This is a genomic window from Streptomyces sp. NPDC031210, from assembly GCF_055570395.1.
The window spans coordinates 78,993-102,335 of the sequence record NZ_JBVIHH010000006.1 but is presented as its reverse complement, the minus strand read 5'-3'; the positions used below and the strand labels follow the sequence as shown (position 1 = coordinate 102,335).

17 protein-coding genes and 3 pseudogenes are annotated in these 23,343 nt (G+C 67.2%); 7 read left to right on the top strand and 13 right to left on the bottom strand.

The window, feature by feature from the left end:
- Position 1 precedes the first annotated feature (1 nt).
- The 3 genes from ACZ45Z_RS13535 to ACZ45Z_RS13525 all read right to left on the bottom strand — a co-directional run bounded on the left by ACZ45Z_RS13535 (position 2) and on the right by ACZ45Z_RS13525 (position 2,881).
- Positions 2-811: a phytanoyl-CoA dioxygenase family protein gene (locus ACZ45Z_RS13535; protein WP_468361029.1), complete on the bottom strand. Its 810-nt coding sequence runs from the start codon at positions 809-811 to the stop codon at positions 2-4.
- Positions 812-918: 107 nt separating this feature from the next.
- Positions 919-2,067, bottom strand: coding sequence for a nucleotide disphospho-sugar-binding domain-containing protein (locus ACZ45Z_RS13530; protein WP_468361026.1), 1,149 nt, complete (start codon positions 2,065-2,067; stop codon positions 919-921).
- Between the two features lie 85 nt (positions 2,068-2,152).
- Positions 2,153-2,881, bottom strand: coding sequence for a class I SAM-dependent methyltransferase (locus tag ACZ45Z_RS13525; protein ID WP_468361023.1), 729 nt, complete (start codon positions 2,879-2,881; stop codon positions 2,153-2,155).
- A 164-nt stretch (positions 2,882-3,045) separates the two neighbouring features.
- Here ACZ45Z_RS13525 and ACZ45Z_RS13520 point away from each other — a divergent pair, with 164 nt between their 5' ends.
- The gene (locus ACZ45Z_RS13520) at positions 3,046-4,185 is read left to right on the top strand and encodes an aromatic ring-hydroxylating oxygenase subunit alpha (protein WP_468361020.1); all 1,140 of its coding nucleotides are present in this window, start codon (positions 3,046-3,048) and stop codon (positions 4,183-4,185) included.
- 668 nt (positions 4,186-4,853) lie between these two features.
- Here the strand turns inward: ACZ45Z_RS13520 and ACZ45Z_RS13515 are convergent.
- Positions 4,854-5,012, bottom strand: a pseudogene (locus ACZ45Z_RS13515) (DUF255 domain-containing protein); the annotation flags it as partial.
- 243 nt (positions 5,013-5,255) lie between these two features.
- Between ACZ45Z_RS13515 and ACZ45Z_RS13510 the strand changes: the two are divergent.
- The gene (locus ACZ45Z_RS13510; RefSeq protein ID WP_468361018.1) at positions 5,256-5,996 is read left to right on the top strand and encodes a group II intron maturase-specific domain-containing protein; all 741 of its coding nucleotides are present in this window, start codon (positions 5,256-5,258) and stop codon (positions 5,994-5,996) included.
- A gap of 153 nt (positions 5,997-6,149) precedes the next feature.
- On the top strand, positions 6,150-6,716 hold the full coding sequence (locus ACZ45Z_RS13505) for an IS3 family transposase (RefSeq protein WP_468361015.1): 567 nt from the start codon (positions 6,150-6,152) through the stop codon (positions 6,714-6,716).
- On the opposite strand, the gene ACZ45Z_RS13500 is transcribed toward ACZ45Z_RS13505, so the two are convergent.
- The 3 genes and pseudogenes from ACZ45Z_RS13500 to ACZ45Z_RS13490 all read right to left on the bottom strand — a co-directional run bounded on the left by ACZ45Z_RS13500 (position 6,694) and on the right by ACZ45Z_RS13490 (position 7,683).
- Positions 6,694-6,945 (bottom strand): IS3 family transposase, encoded by a 252-nt coding sequence (locus tag ACZ45Z_RS13500; RefSeq protein ID WP_468361012.1) that lies wholly within the window; start codon positions 6,943-6,945, stop codon positions 6,694-6,696. The two genes, ACZ45Z_RS13505 and ACZ45Z_RS13500, sit on opposite strands and share 23 nt — an antisense overlap.
- 56 nt (positions 6,946-7,001) lie before the next feature.
- Positions 7,002-7,127, bottom strand: a pseudogene (locus tag ACZ45Z_RS13495) (hypothetical protein); the annotation flags it as partial.
- Between the two features lie 265 nt (positions 7,128-7,392).
- Positions 7,393-7,683, bottom strand: coding sequence for a transposase (locus tag ACZ45Z_RS13490; protein WP_468361009.1), 291 nt, complete (start codon positions 7,681-7,683; stop codon positions 7,393-7,395).
- A 1,016-nt stretch (positions 7,684-8,699) separates the two neighbouring features.
- On the opposite strand from ACZ45Z_RS13490, the pseudogene ACZ45Z_RS13485 reads away from it, so the two are divergent.
- Positions 8,700-9,305 (top strand): annotated as a pseudogene (locus ACZ45Z_RS13485) (reverse transcriptase/maturase family protein); the annotation flags it as partial.
- A gap of 13 nt (positions 9,306-9,318) precedes the next feature.
- A complete protein-coding gene (locus tag ACZ45Z_RS13480) occupies positions 9,319-9,798 on the top strand; it encodes a group II intron maturase-specific domain-containing protein (RefSeq protein ID WP_468361626.1) in 480 nt (159 codons plus the stop codon).
- A 1,044-nt stretch (positions 9,799-10,842) separates the two neighbouring features.
- Here the strand turns inward: ACZ45Z_RS13480 and ACZ45Z_RS13475 are convergent.
- Together ACZ45Z_RS13475 and ACZ45Z_RS13470 are read right to left on the bottom strand one after the other, a co-directional pair.
- The gene (locus ACZ45Z_RS13475) at positions 10,843-12,057 is read right to left on the bottom strand and encodes a hypothetical protein (RefSeq protein WP_468361006.1); all 1,215 of its coding nucleotides are present in this window, start codon (positions 12,055-12,057) and stop codon (positions 10,843-10,845) included.
- Positions 12,054-14,255: a sensor histidine kinase gene (locus ACZ45Z_RS13470; RefSeq protein ID WP_468361003.1), complete on the bottom strand. Its 2,202-nt coding sequence runs from the start codon at positions 14,253-14,255 to the stop codon at positions 12,054-12,056. Before ACZ45Z_RS13470 ends, ACZ45Z_RS13475 begins: the two co-directional genes overlap by 4 nt.
- 528 nt (positions 14,256-14,783) lie before the next feature.
- Between ACZ45Z_RS13470 and ACZ45Z_RS13465 the strand changes: the two genes are divergently transcribed.
- The gene (locus ACZ45Z_RS13465; protein WP_468361000.1) at positions 14,784-16,760 is read left to right on the top strand and encodes a DNA cytosine methyltransferase; all 1,977 of its coding nucleotides are present in this window, start codon (positions 14,784-14,786) and stop codon (positions 16,758-16,760) included.
- Here ACZ45Z_RS13465 and ACZ45Z_RS13460 read toward each other — a convergent pair.
- Entirely contained in the window at positions 16,688-17,188 is a 501-nt protein-coding gene (locus tag ACZ45Z_RS13460; RefSeq protein ID WP_468361623.1) for a very short patch repair endonuclease, read from the bottom strand. The two genes, ACZ45Z_RS13465 and ACZ45Z_RS13460, sit on opposite strands and share 73 nt — an antisense overlap.
- A gap of 84 nt (positions 17,189-17,272) precedes the next feature.
- Between ACZ45Z_RS13460 and ACZ45Z_RS13455 the strand changes: the two genes are divergently transcribed.
- Positions 17,273-17,461, top strand: a complete 189-nt coding sequence (locus ACZ45Z_RS13455) for an AbrB/MazE/SpoVT family DNA-binding domain-containing protein (protein WP_030025835.1) — start codon at positions 17,273-17,275, stop codon at positions 17,459-17,461.
- 31 nt (positions 17,462-17,492) lie between these two features.
- Here ACZ45Z_RS13455 and ACZ45Z_RS13450 read toward each other — a convergent pair whose 3' ends face one another.
- The 3 genes from ACZ45Z_RS13450 to ACZ45Z_RS13440 are packed head-to-tail and all read right to left on the bottom strand — an operon-like array spanning position 17,493 to position 23,297.
- Positions 17,493-19,511 carry an AIPR family protein gene (locus tag ACZ45Z_RS13450; protein WP_468360996.1) on the bottom strand — a complete coding sequence of 673 codons (2,019 nt, stop codon included), beginning with the start codon at positions 19,509-19,511 and terminating at the stop codon, positions 17,493-17,495.
- The gene (locus ACZ45Z_RS13445; protein WP_468360993.1) at positions 19,504-20,511 is read right to left on the bottom strand and encodes a PD-(D/E)XK motif protein; all 1,008 of its coding nucleotides are present in this window, start codon (positions 20,509-20,511) and stop codon (positions 19,504-19,506) included. Before ACZ45Z_RS13445 ends, ACZ45Z_RS13450 begins: the two co-directional genes overlap by 8 nt.
- A complete protein-coding gene (locus ACZ45Z_RS13440; RefSeq protein ID WP_468360990.1) occupies positions 20,508-23,297 on the bottom strand; it encodes a Z1 domain-containing protein in 2,790 nt (929 codons plus the stop codon). Before ACZ45Z_RS13440 ends, ACZ45Z_RS13445 begins: the two co-directional genes overlap by 4 nt.
- Positions 23,298-23,343 lie beyond the last annotated feature (46 nt).

Genomic DNA, 23,343 nt, shown 5'->3' with positions numbered 1-23,343 from the left:
GTCACGGGGTGGCGCCGGGACCGGCGACGATCAGCGGGAACAGGTCCCCGTCGACAGGCGCGCCGGGCGTCAGGTGAGCCACAGGATGGTCCTGGACGCCCGGCCGGTATGTGGCGTCGGAGTCCATGTAGACGGAGGCGAACGCCAGCCGGCGTTCCCCGTCGGTGTTGACCCCGGCCAGGTGTACGGTGCGGAAGTCGTGGAAGACCACGTCACCAGCGCGCATCGGAACGGCCACCCGGGGGCTGAACGGGAAGTCGGGCCAGATCTCCTCCATCGGCCGGTAGTCCTGGAACCCGGCCAGGTGGACCTGTCGGTGTTCGAGGGGCCTCCGGTGCGAGCCGGGGACGTAGATCAGGCAGCCCCGGTCGGCGGGCACGTCCACCAGGGGGACCCACGCCGTCAGGGTCCGGGTCAGACCGGCGAGCGGGAGGCCGGGCTCGTCGTCGTGGACCACGGTGGGCAGATGAACGTCGGGGTCCTTCTTGAGCACGTCGGTGCCGTAAAGCCGCAACGGTCCGCCGGCGAGGTGCTCGGCCACCCGGGTGACCACGGGGTGCAGGGCCAGCCCGCGCAGGCCGGGGTGCTTGCGCCAGGCGGCCTCGACGTAGTGGACCTGGGTCTCGTCCTCGGAGGCGCCCCAGATCTCCGGGCCGTCCTTGGCGAGGAGTTCCTCGGCGGCGGCCCGGAAACCGGCGACCTCCTCGGCGGAGAGCACCGCCCGGAGGTGGACGAATCCCTGGTCGTGGAAGCGGCGGAGGGTCTCCTGGGTCGGCAGGCCGCTCTCCGTCAGGTCGGAGGTTGTCAGCATGTGATCGTCTTTCCTCGTCGTGTGGGAGGCAGTGCGGATGGCCGTGCGGGACGGCGTGGTCGTGTGGGAAGCCGTGCGGGACGGCGTGGGGGTCCGCGGGAGCGCGGTCATCCGAGGGACGCGACGATCCCGTCGACCGTCTCGGCCGGGGTGGGCATCGCGAGGATCTCGTCCCGGACCCGGTGGGCGTTGTCGCGGAGGCGCTCGTCCTTGAGGAGCGTCCGGCACTCGGCGGCGCCGAGCGTGCCCGGCTCGGCCACGATCCCGATGCCCCTGGCGGGCAGCAGGTCCGCGCCCGTCTGCTGGTAGGAGCCGCGCGGGATGACGCACTGCGGGAGTCCGGCGGCGGCGGCCGTCAGCATGGTCCCGCTGCCGCCGTGGTGGATGATCGCGGCGCAGGTGTCGAGGAGCAGGTCGAGCGGGGCCCAGTCGACCAGCCGGACGTTGGGCGGTACGTCGGCCAGCAGGGCCGGGTCGCCGCCGCCGAGCGTGACCATGAACTCGGCGTCCACACCCCGGGCCGCATCCATGAGCGGCCCCAGGATCGCGAGGCCGCCCCACTGGGCCTCGATGGTGCCGAGGGTGACGGCGATGCGCGGCAGACGGGGGGTCCCCGCGAGCCAGCCGGGGAGCACGGCCCCGCCGTTGAAGGGCAGCGGGCGTACCGGCCGGGCCTCGGGGGTCCTGCGGTCCTCGGGAAGGAGGGCGGTGAGGCTCGGTGGGAGGGCGGTCAGAGGGACCGTCTCCGGGGGTTCGCCGGTGACGCCGTGCCGGGCCCAGTGGGGTTCCATCCCGGCCCGGAGCAGGGAACGGAGCCGGGCGCCGCTGTCGTACGACCCGAGCCGGGGTTCGATCAGGGGCACGCCGAGCGCGGCGGCAAGCAGCCGGCCGGTGCCCTGGAGGGGCGGGGCGACCACCAGGTCGGGGGACCATTCCCGGGCCGCCGCCAGGGCACCGTCCACCATGACCCCGGAGACCCGGGCGAAGAGCGTGGCCAGTTCGGCGTCCTCGGGGTCCTCGGCGAACATGGGGTGGTCGGCCGTGCTGTCGGCCCCAGGCTCCTGGGGCACGTAGACGGGCAGGTAGTCGAGGCCCGGGGTAACGTCCACGACGTCGAACCCCGCCTCGGCGGCGGCCAGGCTGAGCCCGCCGGTGGCGTACCGGACCCGGTGGCCGGCCGCGCGAAAGGCCTGGGCGAGGGGGACGGTCGGGAAGAGGTGGCCGAGGCCCGGAGAAGTCACGAACAGTACGCGCATGCTGCCCCCAGGCAGGTGTCGTCGGGTGGATTGCGGGGGTTCTCGGGGACCGGTCCCCCGGGGCCGGGCCCGGCGGGCCCGGACTTCACGAGGTCCGGTCCTGCGGGGCGGTTCCGAGGAAGAGGCCCCGGCCCGAGTGCGGACCGGGGACGTACTCGACGGCGAGCCCGGCGGCCCGGAACGCCGCCTCGTAGGCCGTACGGGCGAAGAGGGAGATGCGGTGGGTCTCGGTGAAGTGCCGGGCGCCCGCGTGGGCGTCAGCCACCACGTAGTGCACGTCCATCCGGCACGCCTCCCCGTCGCGCGCGGAGTGCGAGACCCGGGCGACGGTACGGCCCGCCACAGTGGTGACGTCCGCCGAGACGTGCCCGTCGAGGTACGTCTCGGGGAACCACCAGGGGTCGACGGCCACCACTCCCCCCGGTGTCACGTGCCGGGCGAAGGCAGCCAGGGTGGCGTGGAGTTCGGCCTTGGTGGTCGCGTAGCCGAGGGACCCGAACATACAGGTGACCACGTCGAACCGGGCGTCCAGGTCGAAGGCCCGCATGTCGCCGACGTGCACGGGGACGTCCGGCAGCGCCCGGCGCGCGGCGCGGACCATGGGCTCGGACAGTTCGAGGCCCGCGACGGCGTCGAAGAGCCCGGCGAAGTGGCGCAGGTGCGCGCCGGTGCCGCAGGCCACGTCGAGGAGGGAGCGCGCGTCGGGCTGTAGCCGGCGCACGCGCCGGGTCAGCTCGTGCGCCTCGGCCCCGTAGTCCTTGCCGCGGCTCTCGTGGATCAGGTCGTGGATCTCGGTGAGGTCAGCGCCGTACATGGACGGATCGTCGGAAGGGGCGCTGGAGAAATCGCCCAGGACGGGTGGAGACGGCGGCGACGGCGTGTCGATTGGGTGGCGACCGATTCACCAGGACGCGCGGTCACCCTCGGCCGGACCGGAACGAGACCCGGGACGAGAGCCGGAACGAGCGGAGGGCCGACGTGGACGTCGGGGAGATCGTGGCGGAGCTGGAGCGGTATCTGGGGCCGGACGCGGAGGAGTTGAGCCTGCCACCCGCTGCGTTCACCTCGCCCGGGCTGTGGGAGGTGGAGCGGGAGCGGGTGTTCGGACGTTCCTGGGTGCTGGTGGCGCACGCCGACGAGCTGGCGGAGACCGGGGCCTATGTGTCCCTGTCGGTCGCGGGCGAGCCGGTGGTGGTGGTCCGCGGCGAGGACGGGGCGCTGCGCGGGATGTCGCCGGTCTGCCGGCACCGGCTGATGCCGGTGGTGGAAGAGGGTTCGGGCCGTACGGACGTGTTCACCTGTCCGTACCACCTGTGGCGGTACGGGCTCGACGGCCGGCTCGTCGGAGCCACCCACATGAAGCGGAACCCGGCGTTCGATCCGTCGGCGTGTCATCTGCCGCGGTTCGCGGTGGAGGAGTGGCACGGATTCGTCTTCGTCAACCTCGACGCCTCGGCTGAGCCCCTGGGTCCCCATCTGCGGCGGATCGACGAGGACCTGGCCAACTACCGTCTGCCGGAGCTGACCCAGGTCGCGGGGTGGACGGAGGAGTGGCGCTGCAACTGGAAGGTCGCCGTCGAGAACGCCCACGAGAACTACCACGTCATGGGCTTCCACTCGGAGACCCTGCAGCCGACCACGCCCGGCGGCGCGGAGACGAGTGTCCGGGCGGACTCGCCGTGGGCCGACAGCATGCGGGTGCGGTACTCAGCCCCGCTGGAGCCCGTCGCCCTGGACCTCACCGAGGAGGAACGGGCCCATCTGTACGGCTTCTTCGTCTTCCCCTCGGGCAGCCTCGCCGCCTCCGGCGACATGGTCATCTGGCTCAGTCTCATCCCCTCGGCGATCGACCGCACCACGGTCCGGGGCGGGGTCCTGATGCCTGCCGCCATGATCGAGGGACAGGACCGGGAGACCGTACGGAAGGAGGCGGAGGCCTACGCCGCAGTGATCAACGGCGAGGACCGCCGGGGCCTGGAGGCGGTCCAGCGAGGCGCCGGGTCCCGCTTCGCCGAGCGGGGCCACCTCTCCCCCAAGGAGCCCGGGGTCCTCCTCTTCTACCGGTCCCTGGCCCGCGCCCTACTAAGCGAGGACGCCGACTGGCCCGGTGACCTCTGAGCCTGGATTCACGGCGTGAATGCTGATCGGGCTTGTTGCTTGGTTGTCGGATGGTTTTTCGGGTTTCTGGCAGGTCTGGTTGCTGGATGGCCGGTCCGGTGGCGGGTTCCCCGAGGTCCTTCGAGTCGTGGGCGGGCAGTTGATCCAGTGGGTTAGGAGCGCAGGCGGTGGCCGACGGCTGTCCAGGGGCCTCCAGGGCTTCCAGCCAGGGCCACCGATGGGGAAAGCGTCAGTCCTTCTGGCCCTTGCGGGGACGCCTTGCCGGCGTGAAAACGTGATCTTGGCGCCCGCTCGCCGACTCGGGTAACTCGTTCGGGCTGTGAGCCCGTAGGTCAGTCTGGTGCAGGGACTGTTGCGGGGCCTTGCCCTGCCGCCGTAGAGCACGCCGGTCAGATTTCGCCTTCCCCCGTGGCCCCTTGCGCGGGCGCCCCTTGTACGACGGCACAATGGAAAGGGGAACCCTTCCATGGCGGACGCGGAAGCTGAAGAGAGCGAGCAGGGCCCGGAGCTCGTGGAGCGGGTCGCGGCGATCGGTATCGCCAAGGCGTCCGGGGAGCGGGACGAGGGAAGCGGCATCCTGATGTGGGTGAAGGCGCACGATAGCCCTTCGCGCCATACCTGTATCGGCTGCGGTGGTGGGGCTACCTGGCTTTATGCATTCAACACTGGCACAAGTGGCAGCTCGCGTAGCCCACGCTCAACAGGATGGGCACGTCCCGTCGTCTGTCCTCGGCGAACGCCTCCGGCGACGAGGGCAACCAGTCGACCGGGTTGTCGGCGTGCTGCCGGAGGTAGGGAGACTGGGACTGGGCGAGTCGGTTGGCCATGCCCCCACACACGACAGCGGCGGCGTGGCACCCGCCGCCAAACCGACCGGGCATGGCTGGGTCATGAAGATGAACCCCGGATGGGCCGCCCTTCGGCTCAGGGGTCGAGCAGCGCCTCGATCGCGCGGCGTTCGCCCATGTCCCGGTACGCCTCAGCGTCCGCCACCGAGGAGGTGAGGTTCTCCCGAGATGCGAGGGAAGATGACGCCAGGTCAGGTGGGACTCATGAGAGGACTTGTGACCATGGCGGCTCCCAGAACGTACCCGCTGGAGTTGCGTGAGCGTGCGGTGCGGATGTATCGCGACTCCGACCCCAAGCCGCAGATCGAGCAGCTGGCTATCGAGCTTGGTGTGCATCCTGAGGCCCTGCGCGGCTGGATCCGCCAGGCTGAGCCGGACGCCGGCGAGCGCGACGACCGGCTCAGCACCGCCGAGCGTGAGGAACTCGCCCTGCGCGAGGAGATCGCAGAGGTCTTGTCCCCGATGGGTCTGCGCCTGTCGCCGGAAAAGACCCTGATCATCCATATCGAGGAAGGGCTGGATTTCCTCGGGTGGCACGTCCAGCGCCACCGCAAGAGAGGAACCAGTCAGCACTACGTCTATACCTACCCCGCCAAGAAGGCCGTTCGGGCTGTAAAGTGGAAGGTCAAGGCGCTATGCCGAGAGGTTGAAGTGAACCAACCGTTGGATGACCTGCTGCGCCGATTGAATATGGCGCTGCGGGGCTGGCGCGCTTGCTTCCGGCCCGGGGTGTCCTCCGCGACCTTCGCCTATCTGAGCCACTATGTGTGGCAGACGGTATGGCGATGGATGCGACGCAAACACCGCCAGTCCACCTGGAAGGAACTCCGCAACCGCTATTGCAGCGGCGGATGGTGGCCCGTCAGCGAAAACAGAGAGCTGTTCGATCCCGAGAAGGTAAGCACAACCCGTTACCGCTATCGGGGATCCGTTATCCCGGCACCCTCGCCTTCCACCGTATGAGAATATCCAACACGTAGCCTCTTTCGGGACTTGTGGAGAGCCCGGTGCATTGAGAGGTGCCCGCCGTGTTCGGGAAGCGGTCCGGGGAAACGGGCCGGTCGAAAGGCCGGAACCGCGCCCCGGGCCGACTTTCACCGACCCGACCCGGCCCAGGTGACCGCTCTCCTCGACGAGCACCCGCATCTGGGGGGCGAGCCTGTTCTCCGGGAACTGCACATCCCCTCCTCCACCTACTACCGCTGGCGTCGTGCCGAGAAGGAGCCGTGCAGGCGGCGCCGGCAGGATGTCGAGCTGACCGAGCAAATCCGGCAGGTCCACGCGGACTTCGGCGGGATCTACGGCTCGCCACGCGTCCATGCCGTCCTCAAGCGTGAGGGTGTCGCCGTGGGCCGCAAGCGGGTCGAGCGGTTGATGCGCGAGGGCGATCTCGCGGGCACCAGCCCACGCCGCAAGGGTCGTAGCTTCACCCGCCGCGACCCGAAGGCCACCCTCGCCCCGGACCTTGTGGGCCGCGACTTCACCGCGCCCGCGCCGAACCGGCCGTGGATCACCGACCTGACAATGATCCCCACCGGCGAGGGCCCACTGTGGCTGTCGGCGATCCGGGATGCGCTCTCGCGGCGAGTGGTGGCCTGGGAGACTTCCGCCCGCGCGGACGCCGAGCTCGTGTCAATCCCCTCGAACTGTGGAGTACTTCCTATGCAGCCAGTCCCACGGTGAGGCCCGCCCCGTACTCGTTCTCGTAGTCGATCGGGCTCTTGAACCCGCACACGCTTTGTAGCCGGCGGGTGTTGTAGAAGTCGGCGATCCAGGTAGCGACCCTGATCCGGGCCTCGGTGCGGGTACGGAAAGTGTGACGGTGGACGTACTCGACCTTGAGGACGCTGTTGAACGCTCCCCCAGCCTTCGGCCGGGAGGTACCCCCACGCTGACGGCGTTGTCGAAGCATGAGCCGACCCGGCCCATGGCCCGCGTCACTCCCAGTCGACGGCAGGCACGGGCGAACTTCCGCGAGCCGTACTCGCTACCGCGGTCCGAATGGAAGATCACACCGCGGACGTTACCGCCGAGGGTGGCCGCTGCCATGTTCAGCGCGGCCACGACCAGGTCCGCGTCGTGGTGGGCGCCCATCGCGTAGCCGAGCAGGCGCCGGGAGAGCAGGTCGCACGGAAGATCTTCGGTGATCCGTAGGTACCCCCGGACTCGGTGAAGATCTCCTTGATCTCACCGATCAGCCGCTGGCGCCGCAGTTCACGTCCGGTGGGTGGGCGATCGCGCCACTTGTAAAACCATGACTCGCTCACGCCGAGGGCGCGGCACGAGACGGTGTGCGGGATACCGTGCTCGGTCCTGTTGTCGCTGATCACCCCGGCCACGGCGGCCGGGTCCGCCGCAGCTACTTCACCCACAGGACCATGCAGCGTTTGAGGACATCTCGCTCCATCCCCAGTTCCTTGTTCTCCTTCTTCAACGCCGCGTTCTCCGCGGTCAGCCGGGCGATCAACGCATCCTTGTCCTCCGGCATGGCCTTCTCGGCCCGCTCCGCCCGCGAGACCCAGCTCGCCAGCGTCGCCTCGTTGATCCCCAGGTCCTCCGCGACCTCAGGGACCGTCTTCCCGGTCTCCATCACGATGCGTACCGCCCCCTCACGAAACTCTGCCGGGAACCTGCGACGCTTCTCCGCCATGACAACCAACATCCCCTGCTGTCACGGACTCCACGCTACGAGGGGGTGCGCCACGAGGCGCCGTGTGATCGAGCGGAGGTGAAAGGACTCCGCCGCCTGCCCGTCGTAGCGGGCAGGAGAAGCTGACGACAGCCTGACCTGGAGGAACGCCGGGTAGGGCGGCAAGCAGTCGTGAAGAAGTCGGGCCGGTTCAGTATCGCCGGATGGGCCGGGCCCGGTGAGCGAGACGGGAAGGTGTACGCGAGGAACCGGTGTTGTTACGCCTCTCGATAGCGTGCCAGCTCACCCAATCCGGTGAATACGGGCTGGTTGGCGGCGCGTATCCGACGGCTCCCCGCCCCACCAGGGCGGTGACTGTCGGTGAACTTCCGGGCCGGTTTCCCCTGCTGGGTCCGGGAGGCCACGACGAAGGTCTACGGCGTAGTCGTGGCGAGGCCGCAGGGGCATAGCCGGGCACCTCACCCGTCGATCGATCAGCGGTGAACGTGGGAACCGTCCATGTCCGCTCCCAGTCCGGGCCGCCGCCGGCGGTGCGGGATGGGATAGGCGCGTTGCCGGCCGAAGGGCGTGGACGGGGCGGAGCCGCCGTAGTACTCCTAGGCCGGGAGAGCCGGTCACACGGGGAAGTACGGCAGCGTGTCAGACAAGGAGGGAACTGCAATGTCCCAAGACGCCCCGGTGAATACCGGGGCCGGGACGGCCACCGGCTGGCGGCCGGGTATCCCGGACCGGAAGATGCAGTTCAAGTTGCACCAGTGGGCGCGGGCTGATGCCACGCGCCGATTCGATGACCTGTACAACCTGGTCTGCGACCCGGGGTACCTGATCGACGCCTGCCACAGGGTCGCGGGTAACACCGGGGCGAAGACGGCCGGCATCGACGGGCCTACTGCGGCCGCGATCGAGACCGGTCAGGGAGTGCAGCCGTTCCTGATGGAGATCAGGGCGAGCTCAAGGCGCAGACGTATCGTCCCGCGCCGGTGCGGCGGGTCCAGATCCCCAAGTCCAACGGGAAGATGCGTGATCTCGGCATTCCGACCGTCAAGGACCGGGTCGTGCAAGCCGCGCTCAAGGCGGTCCTGGAACCCGTCTTCGAGGCCGACTTTCTGCCGGTCTCCTACGGGTTCCGGCCCAACCGCCGGCCTCATGACGCGATCGCAGAGATCGTTTACCTGGCTCAACGGGGCTACGAAGTGGTTCTGGAGGCCGACATCGAGGCGTGTTTCGACAACATCGATCACGTCGCGCTGATGGACCGGCTGCGAGCCCGGATCTCCGACAAACGCGTCCTGGATCTGGTGAAGGCGTTCTTGAAGTCCGGGGTCATGCACCACGGCATCGCCAAGGACTCCCTCACCGGCACTCCTCAGGGCGGGATTCTCTCCCCGCTGCTTGCCAACATCGCGCTCGGCGCGCTGGACGAGTACTTCCACGCCCAGTGGCAGAGTCTGATGAGCGGCAAGTACCAGCGGGAGAAGCGCCGCAAGACGGGCACGGGGAACTGACGCCTGATCCGCTACGCGGACGACTTCGTCGTCCTGGTCAGCGGTCCGTCCCAGCGGGCCGAGGTCCTGCGCGAGCAGGTCGCCGAGGTCCTGGACCCGCTCGGACTGCGGCTCTCCGCCGAGAAGACCCGTGTGGTCCACATCGACGACGGCTTCGACTTTCTCGGCCACCACATCCGCCGCCAGCGGAAACGTGGCACGAACAAGCGATACGTCTACACCCGGCCCTCGAAGAAGGCCGTGCAGGCCATCAAGGACCGGGTCTCGAAGCGGACCTACAGAAACACCCCAGAACCAGAGTCTGGCCCAGCTCCTGACCGGACTGAACCGGACCCTGAGAGGGTGGGCGTACTACTTCCACCACGGCTCGGCGAAGCGGACCTTCAACACGGTCGACCACCACACGTGGCGCCGTCTTGCGATCTGGCTCCGCCGTAAACGCAGCATCCCCGGCAGCCAGTTGAAGAGATTCTGTGATCAGGGGTGGCGGTTCGCCGACGGCGAGATCGCGTTCCTCGGCGCATCCAGCGTCATGATCGAACGCTATCGCTACCGCGGAGCACGTATCCCGACTCCGTGGACCATCGACTCGGCAGCCGGAACCGGCTGACCGCAGGGCAAGACACGTGGAGAGCCGGATGCGTGGAGTACGCACGTCCGGTTCGGGTCGGCGGCTCGGGGAAACGGAACGACGGCAACCTCGTCACCGCGCCCCGAGCCGACCGCACAACCTCAGGAACCGTTCGGCTGCTCGGCGCAAGCCGCGCAACGCCCGCAGGCGCGCCCACGCTCGGCTTGCCGCCGCGTTCGGCGCGCCCCTTGTGTGCTGGTGCGGAACGACACACCACGTGCACCTCGACCACCCCGCCGAAACGCTCACCACCGTGCGGGAAATGGTCGCCCGCATCCAAGCCACACCCTGAAATGCCATCGATCCAATGAAGCTTCCCCACGACGACACTTCTTGCCAACACCCCACGTGGGAGCTATCTGATTGTGCTCGTTCCTCGCTGCCCTACCTGTCCACCCGAATGTGACTTCCCGAAGCCTGAAGTGTCGACCCCAGTTTCGAGAAAGCGTTGATCGCGCGATTGCCCGGATCGCACAACTCTCGTGACCCAGCACGACTGCGGCTGTAGGGCTGACCAGGGTGCCATCCGCACGGCCGCTGCACGCCTGGCCACCACCCGGCCACCACGTCGAACGCATCGGGCCAAAGCAAGCCGCCAGGATGTGGCAAAAGGACAGGTCAAAGCCATGAAGGGTCGCAACGGCCACCATCGGTCAGTTCAGACCTACGCATTACGAGCCCGCTAGTGATCATGCCGGGCTGTACCGCGTGATCGTGTCAGATCCCGTTTTCCCAGATCAGAGCACATGTCACGGTCCCGCTGCTCGCATCCCATGCTGCACCGTCCAAAGGCATCCGCGCTCCCCTTGCGCTCCCCTCGTCGCCACCGGTGACGCTCCAGTCCCGGACAGCGACCCCAACTCCCAACCTGCAGCCGGGTTGTCACCATCGGACAATGCGAGCAGGGGCTCGGCGCCATCGCTTCATTCGCTCGTGACGTTGTCCGCCTCGTGAGCGCGCTGCGCAACCCGAGCACGCACGTTCGGAGAGGACGGCTGACGTGCTGATCAACCAGCCCGGGAATCAGGGCTTCTTGGCGTCCTTCGTCGTGGTACGAGGGTTCGGTACCGAGTTCTGGTCCGCAGCCTTCTCCTTTCCGTCCAGTCCAAGGGACTGCTTGATGTTCTCGAAGTCGACGTCCGGGGTGCCGATCCTGGCCACCGTGTGCCCGTGCGAGGTCAGCATGGCCTCGGCGAACGGGCTGTCCAGCGTGGCGACGCGGGTCCACGAGCGGACCTCTGCCAACGGAACAGACTGAACGATCTCGAAGTCGACCAGAAGGTCCGGGATATCGAGGTACTTGGGCAAAATCCGGTAACGGGCGCTGTTGCCGCGGAACATCTCCAGAGCCGCGTTCCGCTCCTTCCCCTTGCCGGGGGATCCGGCTTTGACCCAACGAGCCATCAAGGGTGCTTCGCTCAACGGAACCGCCTTGGCGAGACGCACGTACTCGGCCTTGGCCGCACGATTGCCACCGGAGGGCAAGTCCTCGTAGAGGTCGCACGCAGGCGTGAGGACGACCCACCAGCCGTCCTGGGAGTCCCGCAGAACGTCTGCGGCGGTCACGTGCTTCGTGACCGGCGGCATCAAGTACATCCGGGCGGTCGACGCGTGTCCCATCACACGGTCCTGGGAGGAACCGAGTGCTGCTCCGAGGGCCTCGACCGCGTTCTCCTTCAGCCAGGCTGCCAGGCGGTGCACGAGGGCGGGGGCGATCTGGCTGCGGTCGACAGCCTCGAGCCGGTTCCAGTTCGTGGCGATCTCGTCCCGCAGGAATCCGCGCACGTGCTCGTCTACGAGGGCGGTGATGTGCCGGGTGAGGGCCGGGACACCGGACTCAAGGCCGTCCCGTATTGCGGTGACGGCGTCGTCCAGCCGGTTCTTCGGAACCACCTGGATGAGCGGTGGCTGCGCCAAGTCGCTCACCTGCTCCGCCAGGCCGGTGCAGAAGACGACCGGCACCCAACGGGTCTTGGCGATCCGGTCGTACAGTTCACGGCCCTGCAGGTTCGGGTGCGCGGGGGAGCCACCACGTGTCGCGTCCCTGACGTCCAGCACGACCAGATCGAACGCCTGGGATTCCAAAAGGCGTTCGGCTTTGTCGAAATCGTTCTCGACGTGGATGTCGAGCCTTCCGAGATCCGAGAGCTCCTCGACAAGCATCTCGGACAGTTCCTCCGCGATGTCCACCTCGTCCTCGACGATCAAGACCCGGTACACCGCGCCCCCGTCCGTCACCCAACTCTCCTTCTCAGTCTTGCCCTGAACGTGGCTCCGGCGAGGGGCCCTGGCGTCACCAGGGACAGGTCGCCGTCGTAGAAGTCCTTCACGACGCTGCCGGCGATGCTGAGGCCCAGCCCGATGCCGTCCTCCTTGTCGCTGAAGTACGTGTCGAAGATCATCTCTTGGATCTCCTCACGTACTCCGGGGCCGCTGTCGCTCACGTCGATGTCGACCTCGTCCTCGGGCGTCCGCCTCGTCTCGATGAGGATGGTGCGCTCCTTCCCCTCGGGCAGGGTGGAGAGCCAGTAGATCGAGTTCCCTACGAGGTTGTGGACCACCTGCGAGATGTCACCGGGGTCAGCCGTCACTGTCACGTCCTCGCCGCTGACGGTGACGCTGATGCCGTTCTTCTCCAGCGTGCCCTCGTGGACCGCGACGGCCTCGTCGATCACCGCTTGGAGGGACAGGGCGCGGGGGCGGCCTCGCCGCCGGCCGCTCAGCGGCTCGACGCGGGTGAAGAGCCGGTCCAGAGCCTGTTCCTGCACGGTGAGGTCGACGTGCATCTTCGTGAGAGCGGAGGCGAGCTGTTCGTCCTCGTCGCGCTTGCGGCCTGCCAGCTTGTTCAGCCGGCGGAGGACGTAGGCGATCCGGGTCAGCGCCGTTCGACCGTCGTGCAGTACGACGTCGACCAGCGCTCCGAGAGTCGCGAGGCGGGAGAACTGCGAGAGGACCTCTTGGACCTTCTCGACGCTCTCGTCAATCGTTTCCTGAGCCTCCTCCAGTGCGCGGCTCAACTCGGTGTCGTCCGGGTACTTCGCGTTGACGACGTCCCGGACGGGCGAGAGGGTGAAGTTCTGGAACAGGCCGTGGCGGTCGCTTCCAGCACCGGAGGGGGCATCCACCGTGATCGGACCCGACTCGCGGCCCTCTCTCCTCGGGCGGCGCAGCCCGTAGCGCCAGGTCTCGAGGCGACTCACGGCCTGGGTCAGGACGCCCTTCAGGTCCTCGTACTCGGGCGAGTCGATGAGCCCTTCCCGGTGCGACCGGTCCCGAAGCCCGGGGTTACCGTCCGCCGATATGTACACGAAGCCCGCGACCTGGTTGTTGGAGAACCGCATGGTGGGGTTGTTCACGCGGCGGAGGTCGAAGCCCAGCCAGTCGAAGTCGACCTCTCCGAAGGGCTGCACCCGGAAGCCGTCCCGGTAGAGGGCGACACCGCTGTTGTCTTTGATCAACTTACGGACCTCGGTGATGTTGCGGGCCCCGAGGTCGATGTTGAGCATCTCCTTGAGGGAGGCCGAGTCGAGGTCCCAGGTACGGAGGTCGAGCTTCAGGGGACCGCACTTGGGTGCCTTCCCGTGCGACGGGAAGAGGTACTGGTTCAGGGTCTCCGACTGCCCGGACGTGAGGTTGGTCATGGTCAGGTCGGCGAGACCGTTTTCGTCGATGGTCCCTATGAGGCGGTAGTGCGGATGCGCCAGAGCTTCGCTGGCCCCGACGAAACCGGTGTGGTGGTCCAACGGCCCAGCCGGAAGCGAGAGGTAGATCGCGAACTCCGGCTGGTCAGGTACGTCCAGCTCCGCAGGAGGAGGAGGGGGAAGGAGTCGGGACAGGGACCGCTTCAGGCTCTCCACCGACTCGGCCCCCCAGTCCTGCCGAAGCCCTTCGAGCCGGACGAGGGTGCCATGAGAGCCCGTCCATGCGGACTGTTTCTCGCTTGCACGGAAAGCACTTGTCACCTCGTCGAAGAGGCGTCGCGCTTGGCCGTTGTCTGCGAACACCTCGGGAGCGCCAACGTTCCACTGGACCGGTACCTGGTCGAGGTAGGCGTTCTCGGCGGCGAAGTCGCTCCAGTCGAGCCGGATGTTCACCTCGGAGCCGCCAGCCTTGCGGCTCTTGATCGCGGTCACGGCGCCGAGGCGGGCTGCGGAGAAGCGCCCGATTCCCTTTGCGCCAAGAACCCGTCGCCCGAACTGCTCACTGCGCGGGGCACGGTGCCGGAACGGCGTGGCAATCTCCATCCAGGTGTCCCGGACGGTCTCGGGGGACATACCGTGCCCGTCGTCCCACACCTCGATGGAACCGTAGCCCTCCTCCAACGGCCCGTTGAACCTGATCACAACCAGGCTCGCATCGGCGTCGTAGGCGTTCTTGACCAGCTCGGTGAGCGCCACCCGCTCGTTGCTGATCAGCTCCTCACCGAGTGTGCTCATCAGGCGCGCACGGGGACGTAGGAACGTCTGTGTGTTCTCGGAGTCCACGCTCGCCCCTCTGACTGCTTCGCACCCGCACCCCCGCCCGAGGAGTACCAGCTGTGATCTTAACGGCGGGGAGGGCTCTGGAAACGCTGCTCAGGAGATTTGGGCAGCACGTGTGCCGGGACGGGGGTTCACGGTGGTTACGACACCCGACGAAGGGCGCACAGCCCTGTGATCGAACGTGTCTTCTGGTTCAGGGGTTCGTTGAGACAGGTGACGTTCGTGGACGTATCGCAACCGGAACGGGGGAGTCCCGAGGAGTAGCCCAGGAGGTGTCCTCTAACATGGGGTGGCTCAAGAGTAGAACACTGCTTCAAGCCACCAATGGGACACGGTGAGTGAACAGCAGTGTTCACCAGGCAGGTCACCCGCGTGACAGACGAGGCTTTGCGGCGGCGTGGACCGGCCGGAAGCCTTGCCTCCGCAGCGTCGTGCGTGATCTCCTGGAGGTCATTCAGGTCGTCAGGTACGGAGGAGTTGGTCGTGGCGAAGGAGAAGGGGGCAAAAAGCACGTATGGCGTGCCCCTGGAGCGGAGCGACTACCTCAAACTGGACAAGCACAGGCACCACTGTGAGCCGGACGATTTCAGGAAATGGGTCCTGTCCGGTTTCGGAAAAGATAAGCGCCTGGCTGTCGACCTCTTCTCGGGCGCCGGCGGGCTGAGCCTGGGCCTTGAACGGGCCGGATGGACCACCGCTGCGGCCGTGGACTTCGACGAGCGGGCTCGCGAGACGCATGCAGCGAACTTTCCGGGAATGAGTCTCTGCGTCGACCTCGGGGATGACAGTCAGCGAGGCGAATTCGTTCAGCGGATCCTCGACTCTGGCGCCGAGATCGACATCGTCGCGGGAGGTCCTCCCTGCCAGCCGTTCAGTCGTGCCGGACGCAGCAAGATCCGGCACTTGGTCGAGTACCACAACCGTGACCCGCACGATCTCCGTAAGGAACTCTGGCGCGCCTACGTCGATGTGGTGGAGCGGCTCCTTCCACGCGCCGTCCTCATGGAGAACGTCCCCGACATGGGGCTCGGCGATGACTTCAGCGTGATCCGCATCATCGAGGCAAAGCTGGAGAGTCTTGGGTACGTGACCCAGGTCCGTCTCGTCGATGCGTGGAACTATCGCGTGCCGCAGCACAGGAAGCGTCTGATCCTCCTCGCACGGAGAGACGGTGGCGGCTTCGCGTGGGGCAAGCCGAAGAAACAGACCACCCTTCGGGATGCCATCGGCGACCTTCCTGCACTCAATCCGGAGCCTTTGAAAGCGGTAGGTGCCCGAGTCGGCGACTACGACGAGCAGCAGGAGCCGAAGCCCTCTTCCTTCGCCAAGGAGATGCGCAGAAGGGCGGACAAGGGTGTAATTCACGACCACATGACGCGGCGGGTTCGTAACGACGACTTCAGGATCTTCACGGTCATGGATTCCAAAACCCTCTACTCCGAGCTTGAAGAGAAACTGGAAGAGGACGAGAAGGACTTCCAGAGGTACGACGCGGAGCAATTCACCGACAAGTACAAGAAGCTGGACTGGAAGGAATTGAGCCGCACCATCACCGCGCACATCGCCAAGGACGGTTACTGGTACATCCATCCTGAAGAGGCGCGGACGCTGACCGTGCGTGAAGCCGCGAGGATCCAGACCTTCCCGGACCGCTTTCGGTTCGCGGGTACGCGGAGCGACGCCTTCCGCCAGATTGGCAACGCGGTTCCCCCGCTGTTGGGCGAAGCCGCGGCCAGGGTTCTCCTGCCGCAAGATGTTCCCGCCGGGGACGAGGCCGCGGACAAGTGGCCGAAGGTACGTGAGGAACTGACCCACTGGGCCAAGGAGCAGCGTGCGGGCAAGCAGTGGTACCAGTTCCCCGGTGGCCGGAAGATGAAGCCGCTCGGGGCTCTCGTCATGGCGGTGCTCTCAGGAAGCAAGCTGCACCCGAAGCAGCTCTCCGACGTGATGGACGAGGTCGCTGGGCACAGGGAACTGACGCAGGACGTCTATCTCGCCCTCGTGAACGCGGCGCCGACAACAGCACTCCGCAAGCGTCTGGAGGACAGGCTCAGTCCGGTCGTCGACAAGCCCGAGGTCTGGGTGAACGCGGATTCGATTCTTGATCACAGCAAGGTGATGGGGCTCAAGCCGGCTGAGCTCGCGTTGTTCAGGCTGCTGGCCGGCGGCGACATAATGCTGGTCGGCCAGAGTGCGTTGCGGGTGGCTGCGAGGGTTCAGCAGAACGAATCGCACCTGACCAACCGACTGACCGAGGGCCGGCTCAACCTCATCAAGCTTCTCGGCGCTGGCCGTGACGCACCGGTGCGTATGGCCGCCATCAGGTTTATCGGCGAGAACCTGTGTCGTGACAAGCAGCCCGTCTGTGGAAGCTGCCCGCTGAGCGACTACTGCCCGACCCGTCCGCTGGAGGACGAGGGAGCCGAAGCCACCTTGGATGTTGCGGTAACCACAGGCTGACAGGGCCCTCCCGGGAGAACAGGGACGCTGGGGTGGGCGGCATCGGCGACGCGCTGGGCGGCCCGCCCGGCGTCAGCCCTGACCTCACACTCCCAGATGCGCACCACGGTCCATCCGGCGTCTGTCGCCGCTTGGGTGTTCCTAGCGTCCCTCTCCATATTGGCCGTGATCTTGGCCTCCCAGCGCGAGGCGTTCGGCCCGCGGAAGTGCCGTGTGCCGTGGGAGGGGCAGCCGTGCCAGAAGCAGCCGTCGACGAAGACCGCGACGGAGTGCCGGGGCAGTACGAAGTCGGCCGTGCAGCGAGGAGCGACCTTACGGTGCAGTCGAAAGCGGAGCCCGAGGGCGTGGACTGCGCTCCTGAGAGTCTTTTCCGGTTCGGTGTCCCGTATGCGGCGGCCTCGGAGCTGTGCACTCCAGGGCGTGCTCACCCATCCTTCGTGTGTGCTCACAAAGCCATGCTTTCACCTTGGGCGGCCGCGCCGTGGGGGTGCTCCGGATGGCAGACTGCCTAGATGATCCGAGAACCCGCAGAACTCGACGTCGACGAGGCAGGCCGTGTGGAGCTCCCCCTCGGGATCCTCGCCGAAGCAGGCATCAGCCCGGGTACCAAGCTGCTCGTGTTCAGTGACGGGGACGGGCGCATCGTGCTGAGGCGTGCAGAAGACGCGATCAACGACCTGTTGGGCGAGGGAACCCTGTAGCGGCAGCCCCGGCTGTCCGGGACTGCCGCTATCACGCAGTCCCGTGGTCGAGGCCGACGGGCACGGGGTGGAATCCATGCCGCAGGGCCTCTTCGTAGACCTCCATCACCTGCCTGGCCTGGGCCCCGGTGACCCGTCGCCCCTGGGACAGACGCTGCGCGACACGGTCGGCGAGCTGCCTGTCCACGGCGCGCAGGACCCGGCCTTCGCGGGCCCAGTCCGCGAGAGCCTGCCACTCCTCGCTGGGGATGTCCTCGACGGCGGCTTCGGCCTCGTCGGACTCGGTGCTCTCGGGGGAGGCGATCTCGAAGGGCTCGGCCGTGAGCTCGGCGGCCAGCGCGTCGGGGAGCGTCCACGGGATGCGGGACACCTCGTCCCAGCAGTCGGGCTTCTTCGCCCACTCCGACACGTGCCGGTCGCTGGAGATCACCGTCTCCATGATCAAGGGGCAGAGTTCGTCGAGGGCGTCCCTCAGGGCGTCCGTGGTGCCCTGCTCGCTCCAGATCCTGTCGAGGTCGATCCGCTTCTTGGCTGCCAGCGAGAGCCGGGCGACCGTGTAGGTCGTGATCAGCCGTTTGTGGCTGCCGGCCGAGTGTGTCCGGGCGATCCGGTCGGCAGCCTGGAAGAGGAGGGCGGTGGCTATGGCGCGCTTGCAGTACTGCACGTCCACGACGGGATCGGACTCCTCGATCCGCTCCATGAAGTGGGCGAAGTTCTTCTGGGCGCCGCGGCTCACCCAGTACGGGAGCTGCTCCCAGGAGTGCACGAAGGTGGCCAGGTCGGACTTGCTGAATCTCTGCCGCGTCGGCGTGATCAGCTTGAACTTGCGCTGGGCCGCGCGAGTCTCGTACTCGGCGGACTTGTCGGTGTACTGGCCCCGTGCCCGCTCGTAGAACCATCGCGTCTCCTGGCCGCTGCCGTCGGCAGCAGGAGCCCACAGGCTGCGGGAGACACGCTCGAAGGCGACGTGGAACTCGTGGTTCGAACTGAAGTCGACCAGTGTCACCTTGTTCTGGGTGTTGGAGTACTGCGAGATCTTCGGAACGATCTCGGACAGGTACGCAGGATCGACGATCGTGAGCTTCATCTGCACGTGGACCCCGTCCAGGTCCCGCTTGTCACGGGTCAGGACGTGGTGCAGCGAGGCGGTGGTCTGGCCGCCGTTGACGATCTGGAGGCCGGTCATGCTCCTGATGGCGACGGGGCTTCCGGCTTCGTCAGTCTCGAAGTCCACGTCCGAGGCGGTGGCGGTCACACCGTTGTTGTAGGCGAGGAACTTGCCCGGGGCGTTCAGCAGGGTGTCGCGGATGCCCTTGTTCACGGCACCGCGGGTCTGGAGGAAGGACCGGACGTTGAGTTCGAGCAGCCGGGTCCGGTGCTCCTTGTACAGGTCAGCCAGCTGCCGACCGGGAATCACGGCCAGGACGACCGAGTAGTTCGGCTCGTCACTGTGAGCCGCCAGGCAGGGAAGGGGGCGCTCGAAGACGACCTTGATGGGCTCGCCGATGCTCCCGGAGGTCTCGTGCCTGTGGAGCCGCGCGAGGTCCCAGAGCTCGTAGGTGACGGGGATTCCCTCGAACTCCGTGGGCTCTGGGGCACTCGTCGTGCTGACCCGGTTGCTGAGGAGGAAGAGGCGGATCTTCGGAACGTTCGACAACGCCTTCTCCACACCGACGCACATGTCGTGCACGTCGGTGTTGTCCTCCTGGTTGGGGCGGATGGCCCCGTGCTTGCCCAGGAACGCGAACAGCCTGCGGAAGAGCCTGTCGGACTCGGCCTTGGTCAGCTTGCTGCTCGACGGGGTCAGGTTGAAGTCCGTGGTGTAGAGGTCGAGGCTGGACCCGTCCTCGGGCAGGCCGTAGCCGTAGATCTCCAGTCCCCGGGAGGAGTGGTACGCGAGTGCCGCGTCGGTGACGACACCGGCTTCCTCGAGGATCTCGAGTACGTGCTGGGTGAACGTGTTCGGGATCGAGCCGCCCTCGGCGTCCGCCAGCGCCTGGATGTCGGTAACCAGCGCGCGGGAGTACTCGTGGAGGTCGTGCTCAGCCATGGGTTCCTCGGATCAGGTCGACCAGTGCTTCGGCGGTCACGCTGTGGGTGGCCAGGGCCGACACATCGATGGTGTAGGTGCAGTTGCCGACCCCGGGCGGCAGTTCGGCCTCGACGATCCGGGGGAAACCCTCCCCGACCGTCCAGAACTCGCTGCGCCGCAGGGTGTAGCGATCGTGGTCGTAGAGATCCCGTTGGTTCGGCAGGTAGCCGGCCTGGACCAGCAGGCTCTCGAAGCGCTGAGAGGCGGACGGTGAGGTCAGACGGGCCCGTATCTCGTCCACCAAGGCGTTCAGACTCCTGCCGAGCCCCCGCTGCCGGTCGTCGAGGACGAGGTGGGCCAGTGCGAGGGGCGTCGAGTCGGCCGTGTCCAGCTGCCGCTCGCTCGCGATCTGGACCGTCCGGGGGGAGCGGGCCGTGGTCGCCTTCACCTCGACCGCGGCACCGGGCAGCTGGAAGTCCTGGTTCGTCTGCCTCGGTCCGGTCCAAGAGCTGACGGCGGTGTGCTGGTCGAAAGCCGGCAGCACGTACTCGAGGAGGAAGTGGAGCTCGCCGAAGAGGCCGCACCGGGCCTGTCGGGACAGGCCCTCGCGCGACACGGAGCGCAGCAGCTGCTGCCACCGGACGTAGCGGCGAACCACGGCCTCCGCCGCCGTCTCGGTGGTCGGTGCGTCCCGCACCACCTCTGCGATGTCGGAGACGAGCGGGGTGAACACCTCCGTGAGTTCGTCGTCAGTGAGCATGACCTGGAGCTCGTAGTGGTTGCCGGACACCGACGACAGATTCAGCTGCAGGCCACGGGTGGCCGGCAGTTCGTGGATCTCCTGACGTACGGTGTCGGCGGTCCTGGCGTCCGTGCCGAGCAGCAGCATCCGCCGAAGGGCGGGGTGCGTCACCGACACCTGGATGTCGTGCGGGGAGTCGGGGTGGAGCCGCCGGGTGGACCTGCCCGGGGTCTGCTGGTGGGCCTCCAGCTCCTGCCACACACTCTCGTCGATCACTCTTCGTCCTCGAAGTCGTCGAACTCCATGTCCTGCTTGAACCAGATGTCGTTCACCACGTACTCGGTCTTCAACTGGTGGCGGGAGAACGGGAAGCTGATGGCAAATCCGACCAACGGAGCGGCCGGCCCGGGGTTCCCCGACGACTTGGCCACCTCGGCAGGGCTGAGGGGATACAGCAGAAGCAACGGCTGGTCAGGGCGGCGTTGGTGACGCAGAGGCCGACCGCGGGGGGTGTCCGGATCGAGCGGGTCGCCCTTCCTGTTGAGCTTCCCCTTCGCCGCCTTCTTCGTGTCCTTCAGCGCACGGTCGTACTGTTCCTTGGTCAGGTCACAGAGCTCGTCGGCGGGGCTGAGCACGCGCTTGATCGTGTAGCGGCCGGGGACGACCTCCGAGGACTTGGAGTGGCTGCGCGTAATGAGGCCGACGGAATGACCTGCGAACTCGGCCGCCGCTCCCTCGGGCAGTCGGCTGGCGAGGCGGATCGACCAGTTGCCCAGCTCGCCCTGCTTGGCGCACTGGCGTACGTACTCCGCGATGAAGGCCGGCCGCACCCGCTGGGCCTGCCGGTCGGTGAGGTAGGAGTCGAGGAAACCCTCGGTGACGTCTGAGGCTGCGACGCCACTCCAGGTGATGCTCCCGCTTCGCTCGTCCACCTTCCCGGCGGAGAGCGCATCGAGGCGCGCGACGAACGACTCGAGGAGCTCGTGGTTGTTGCGAACCACCTTCTCGGAGAGGTCGAAGATGGTCGTCTCGGGAAGCTCACCGGAGTAGCTGAGGCGGACGCGCGTGCCCTGCCTCATCTTGTTGGAGGCCGTGATGCCGAGGCCGAGCGACGAGGTCCTGACCTTGAGACCGTACTCGCTGGGGGTGAGTCCCACCGCAGCCATCTCCTCGACGTCGCGCCGGAGTTCGTCGGTGGCCGCGGTGATCTCCGCGTACTGGCGCTGCAGCGTACGTGTCGTGTACAGCCGGCACAGGTCCTCGTAGCGGGGACGGTAGCCGAACCAGCGACCCATCTGTAGCAGGGTGTCGTAGGTCTTGGAGGCACGCAGGTAGTAGCTGACCGACAGCCCTTCGAGGGTCAGACCGCGGGAGAGCTTCTCGCCGCCTACGGCGATGACCGACAGGCCGGTCTCCCGGCGCTCGTAGTACTGGAGGGCGTCCTTCGCCGCTCCGTTGACGGCCATGACGGTGATCTTCGCGAGGGCGGGGTGGAGATGGGGTTCCACGTCCTCCCAGTCAAGCCTGTCCCCGGTCATGTCCTCGGTGCAGGGGACGAAGTCGTCCTCCCAGAGCTGCCGCAGCTCTTCCTCGAGTTCTTCGCGGGCACTGCTGAACCGGTCCTTGAGAACGTCGAAGAGTAGACGCACGTGGGCGTCGATCTGGTCGCGGACCTGCTGCTGTACGGCGGTGAAGCGGGTCACGTGCACCAGCATGGAGTTGTGCACGGCGACCTGCCCGCGCGCTCGGCGTGCTGCGCAGGTCAGGACGAAGGACCGGAGGGCGCGCTGCAGAGATTCGGGCAGGAAGTCGGGAACCTGGTGGTAGGACTTGTGCTTGTCCGGCACCCAGAGGTCTGTGTCCTTGATATGCCTTATGAGCGGCAGTGGCTCGATGTCCTCCTCGTCGCCGTCGGTCTGCAGACCGAAGACCCGCTCGGGACCGAGGTAGTTGGACGGCGCCCGCAGGGTGCGGATGAAGCTCTCCGGGAAGAGGTCGGGGCCCAGCTCGTCGTGGTCCGTGTCGGGATTGATGTAGATGTTCGCGAAGGGGGTCGCGGTGTAGCCGACGTAGGACGCCTTCGTGAAGCTGTTGACCAACCGCCTGATGGCCTTGTTGATCGCCGACGGGTTGGTGTCGGGGTCCTTGGAGGTGTTCACCCCGGCGTTGTCGGCCTCGTCGTCGATTACGAACAAGGGGAGGTCGGGTACGACCATCCGGCTGGTCTCCGGGTCCTTTACGCCGTGGTTGTCGATCACCCAGTCCCGAAGGTTGTCGATGATCCGACGGTTCTTCTTGACCACGAGGACCACCGGGACGCTGCCCACCGGCACGTTCGCGGAGACCGCCGTCTTCCGGGCGAAGTCCCCTTTTTCGTGACTGGTGGTGAGCGACGCAGCCTTCAGACGCTTGCCGTGCGACATCGCGCCGACACCGATATGACGATGCGCGTCATCGTCCGAACGGAACTGATACTGGGTATCGAACCCGAGGAGCCCCTCGTCGATACGGAGCTGGGTCTGGCTGCGCAGGTCGTTGTGGATCCCGGCGAACACCACGATGAGCCGGTAGCCCGCGTCGGCTGCCTTCGCGGCGAGCCCGATGAACTGCCCTGTCTTGCCAGACTGGACCTGTCCGATCACGAGCCCGGTCCGGCGCCAGGCGCCTTCCCGCTGAGGGTCTTCCAGCTCACCGAGAACGTCGTCGGTGCTCTGGTCGAGTCGGCGCACGACCTGCGTCGGAAGCTTGGAGACGCTCAGGAGGTAGCGCCGGTAGCGGTCCCAGAAGTCCCACTTCCGGTCGGCCTTCGCATCGGCGAGCCAGGGCACGTGGCCCTCGTCGTTCTTCATCGCGGAGGAATCAGCCTGGAACACGGAGGCCCGGGCCTCGAGCACTTTCCGCACCTGGTCCCGCTCCACGGTGATGCCCTGAGCAGCGAGGATGCTGACCGCGGTGTTCACGGCGAAGTCGACTTCGGCCGGCGTTGCCTGACGGTCGCCAGGCAGGAGCAGCACCGCGGTCTGCTCGGCCTTCTCGAGACTGTCTTCGGGGGCGGTGCTCACAGCGACCTCCAGCGGCCGGGTCAGTTCGGGGTGGGGGACTATCAGG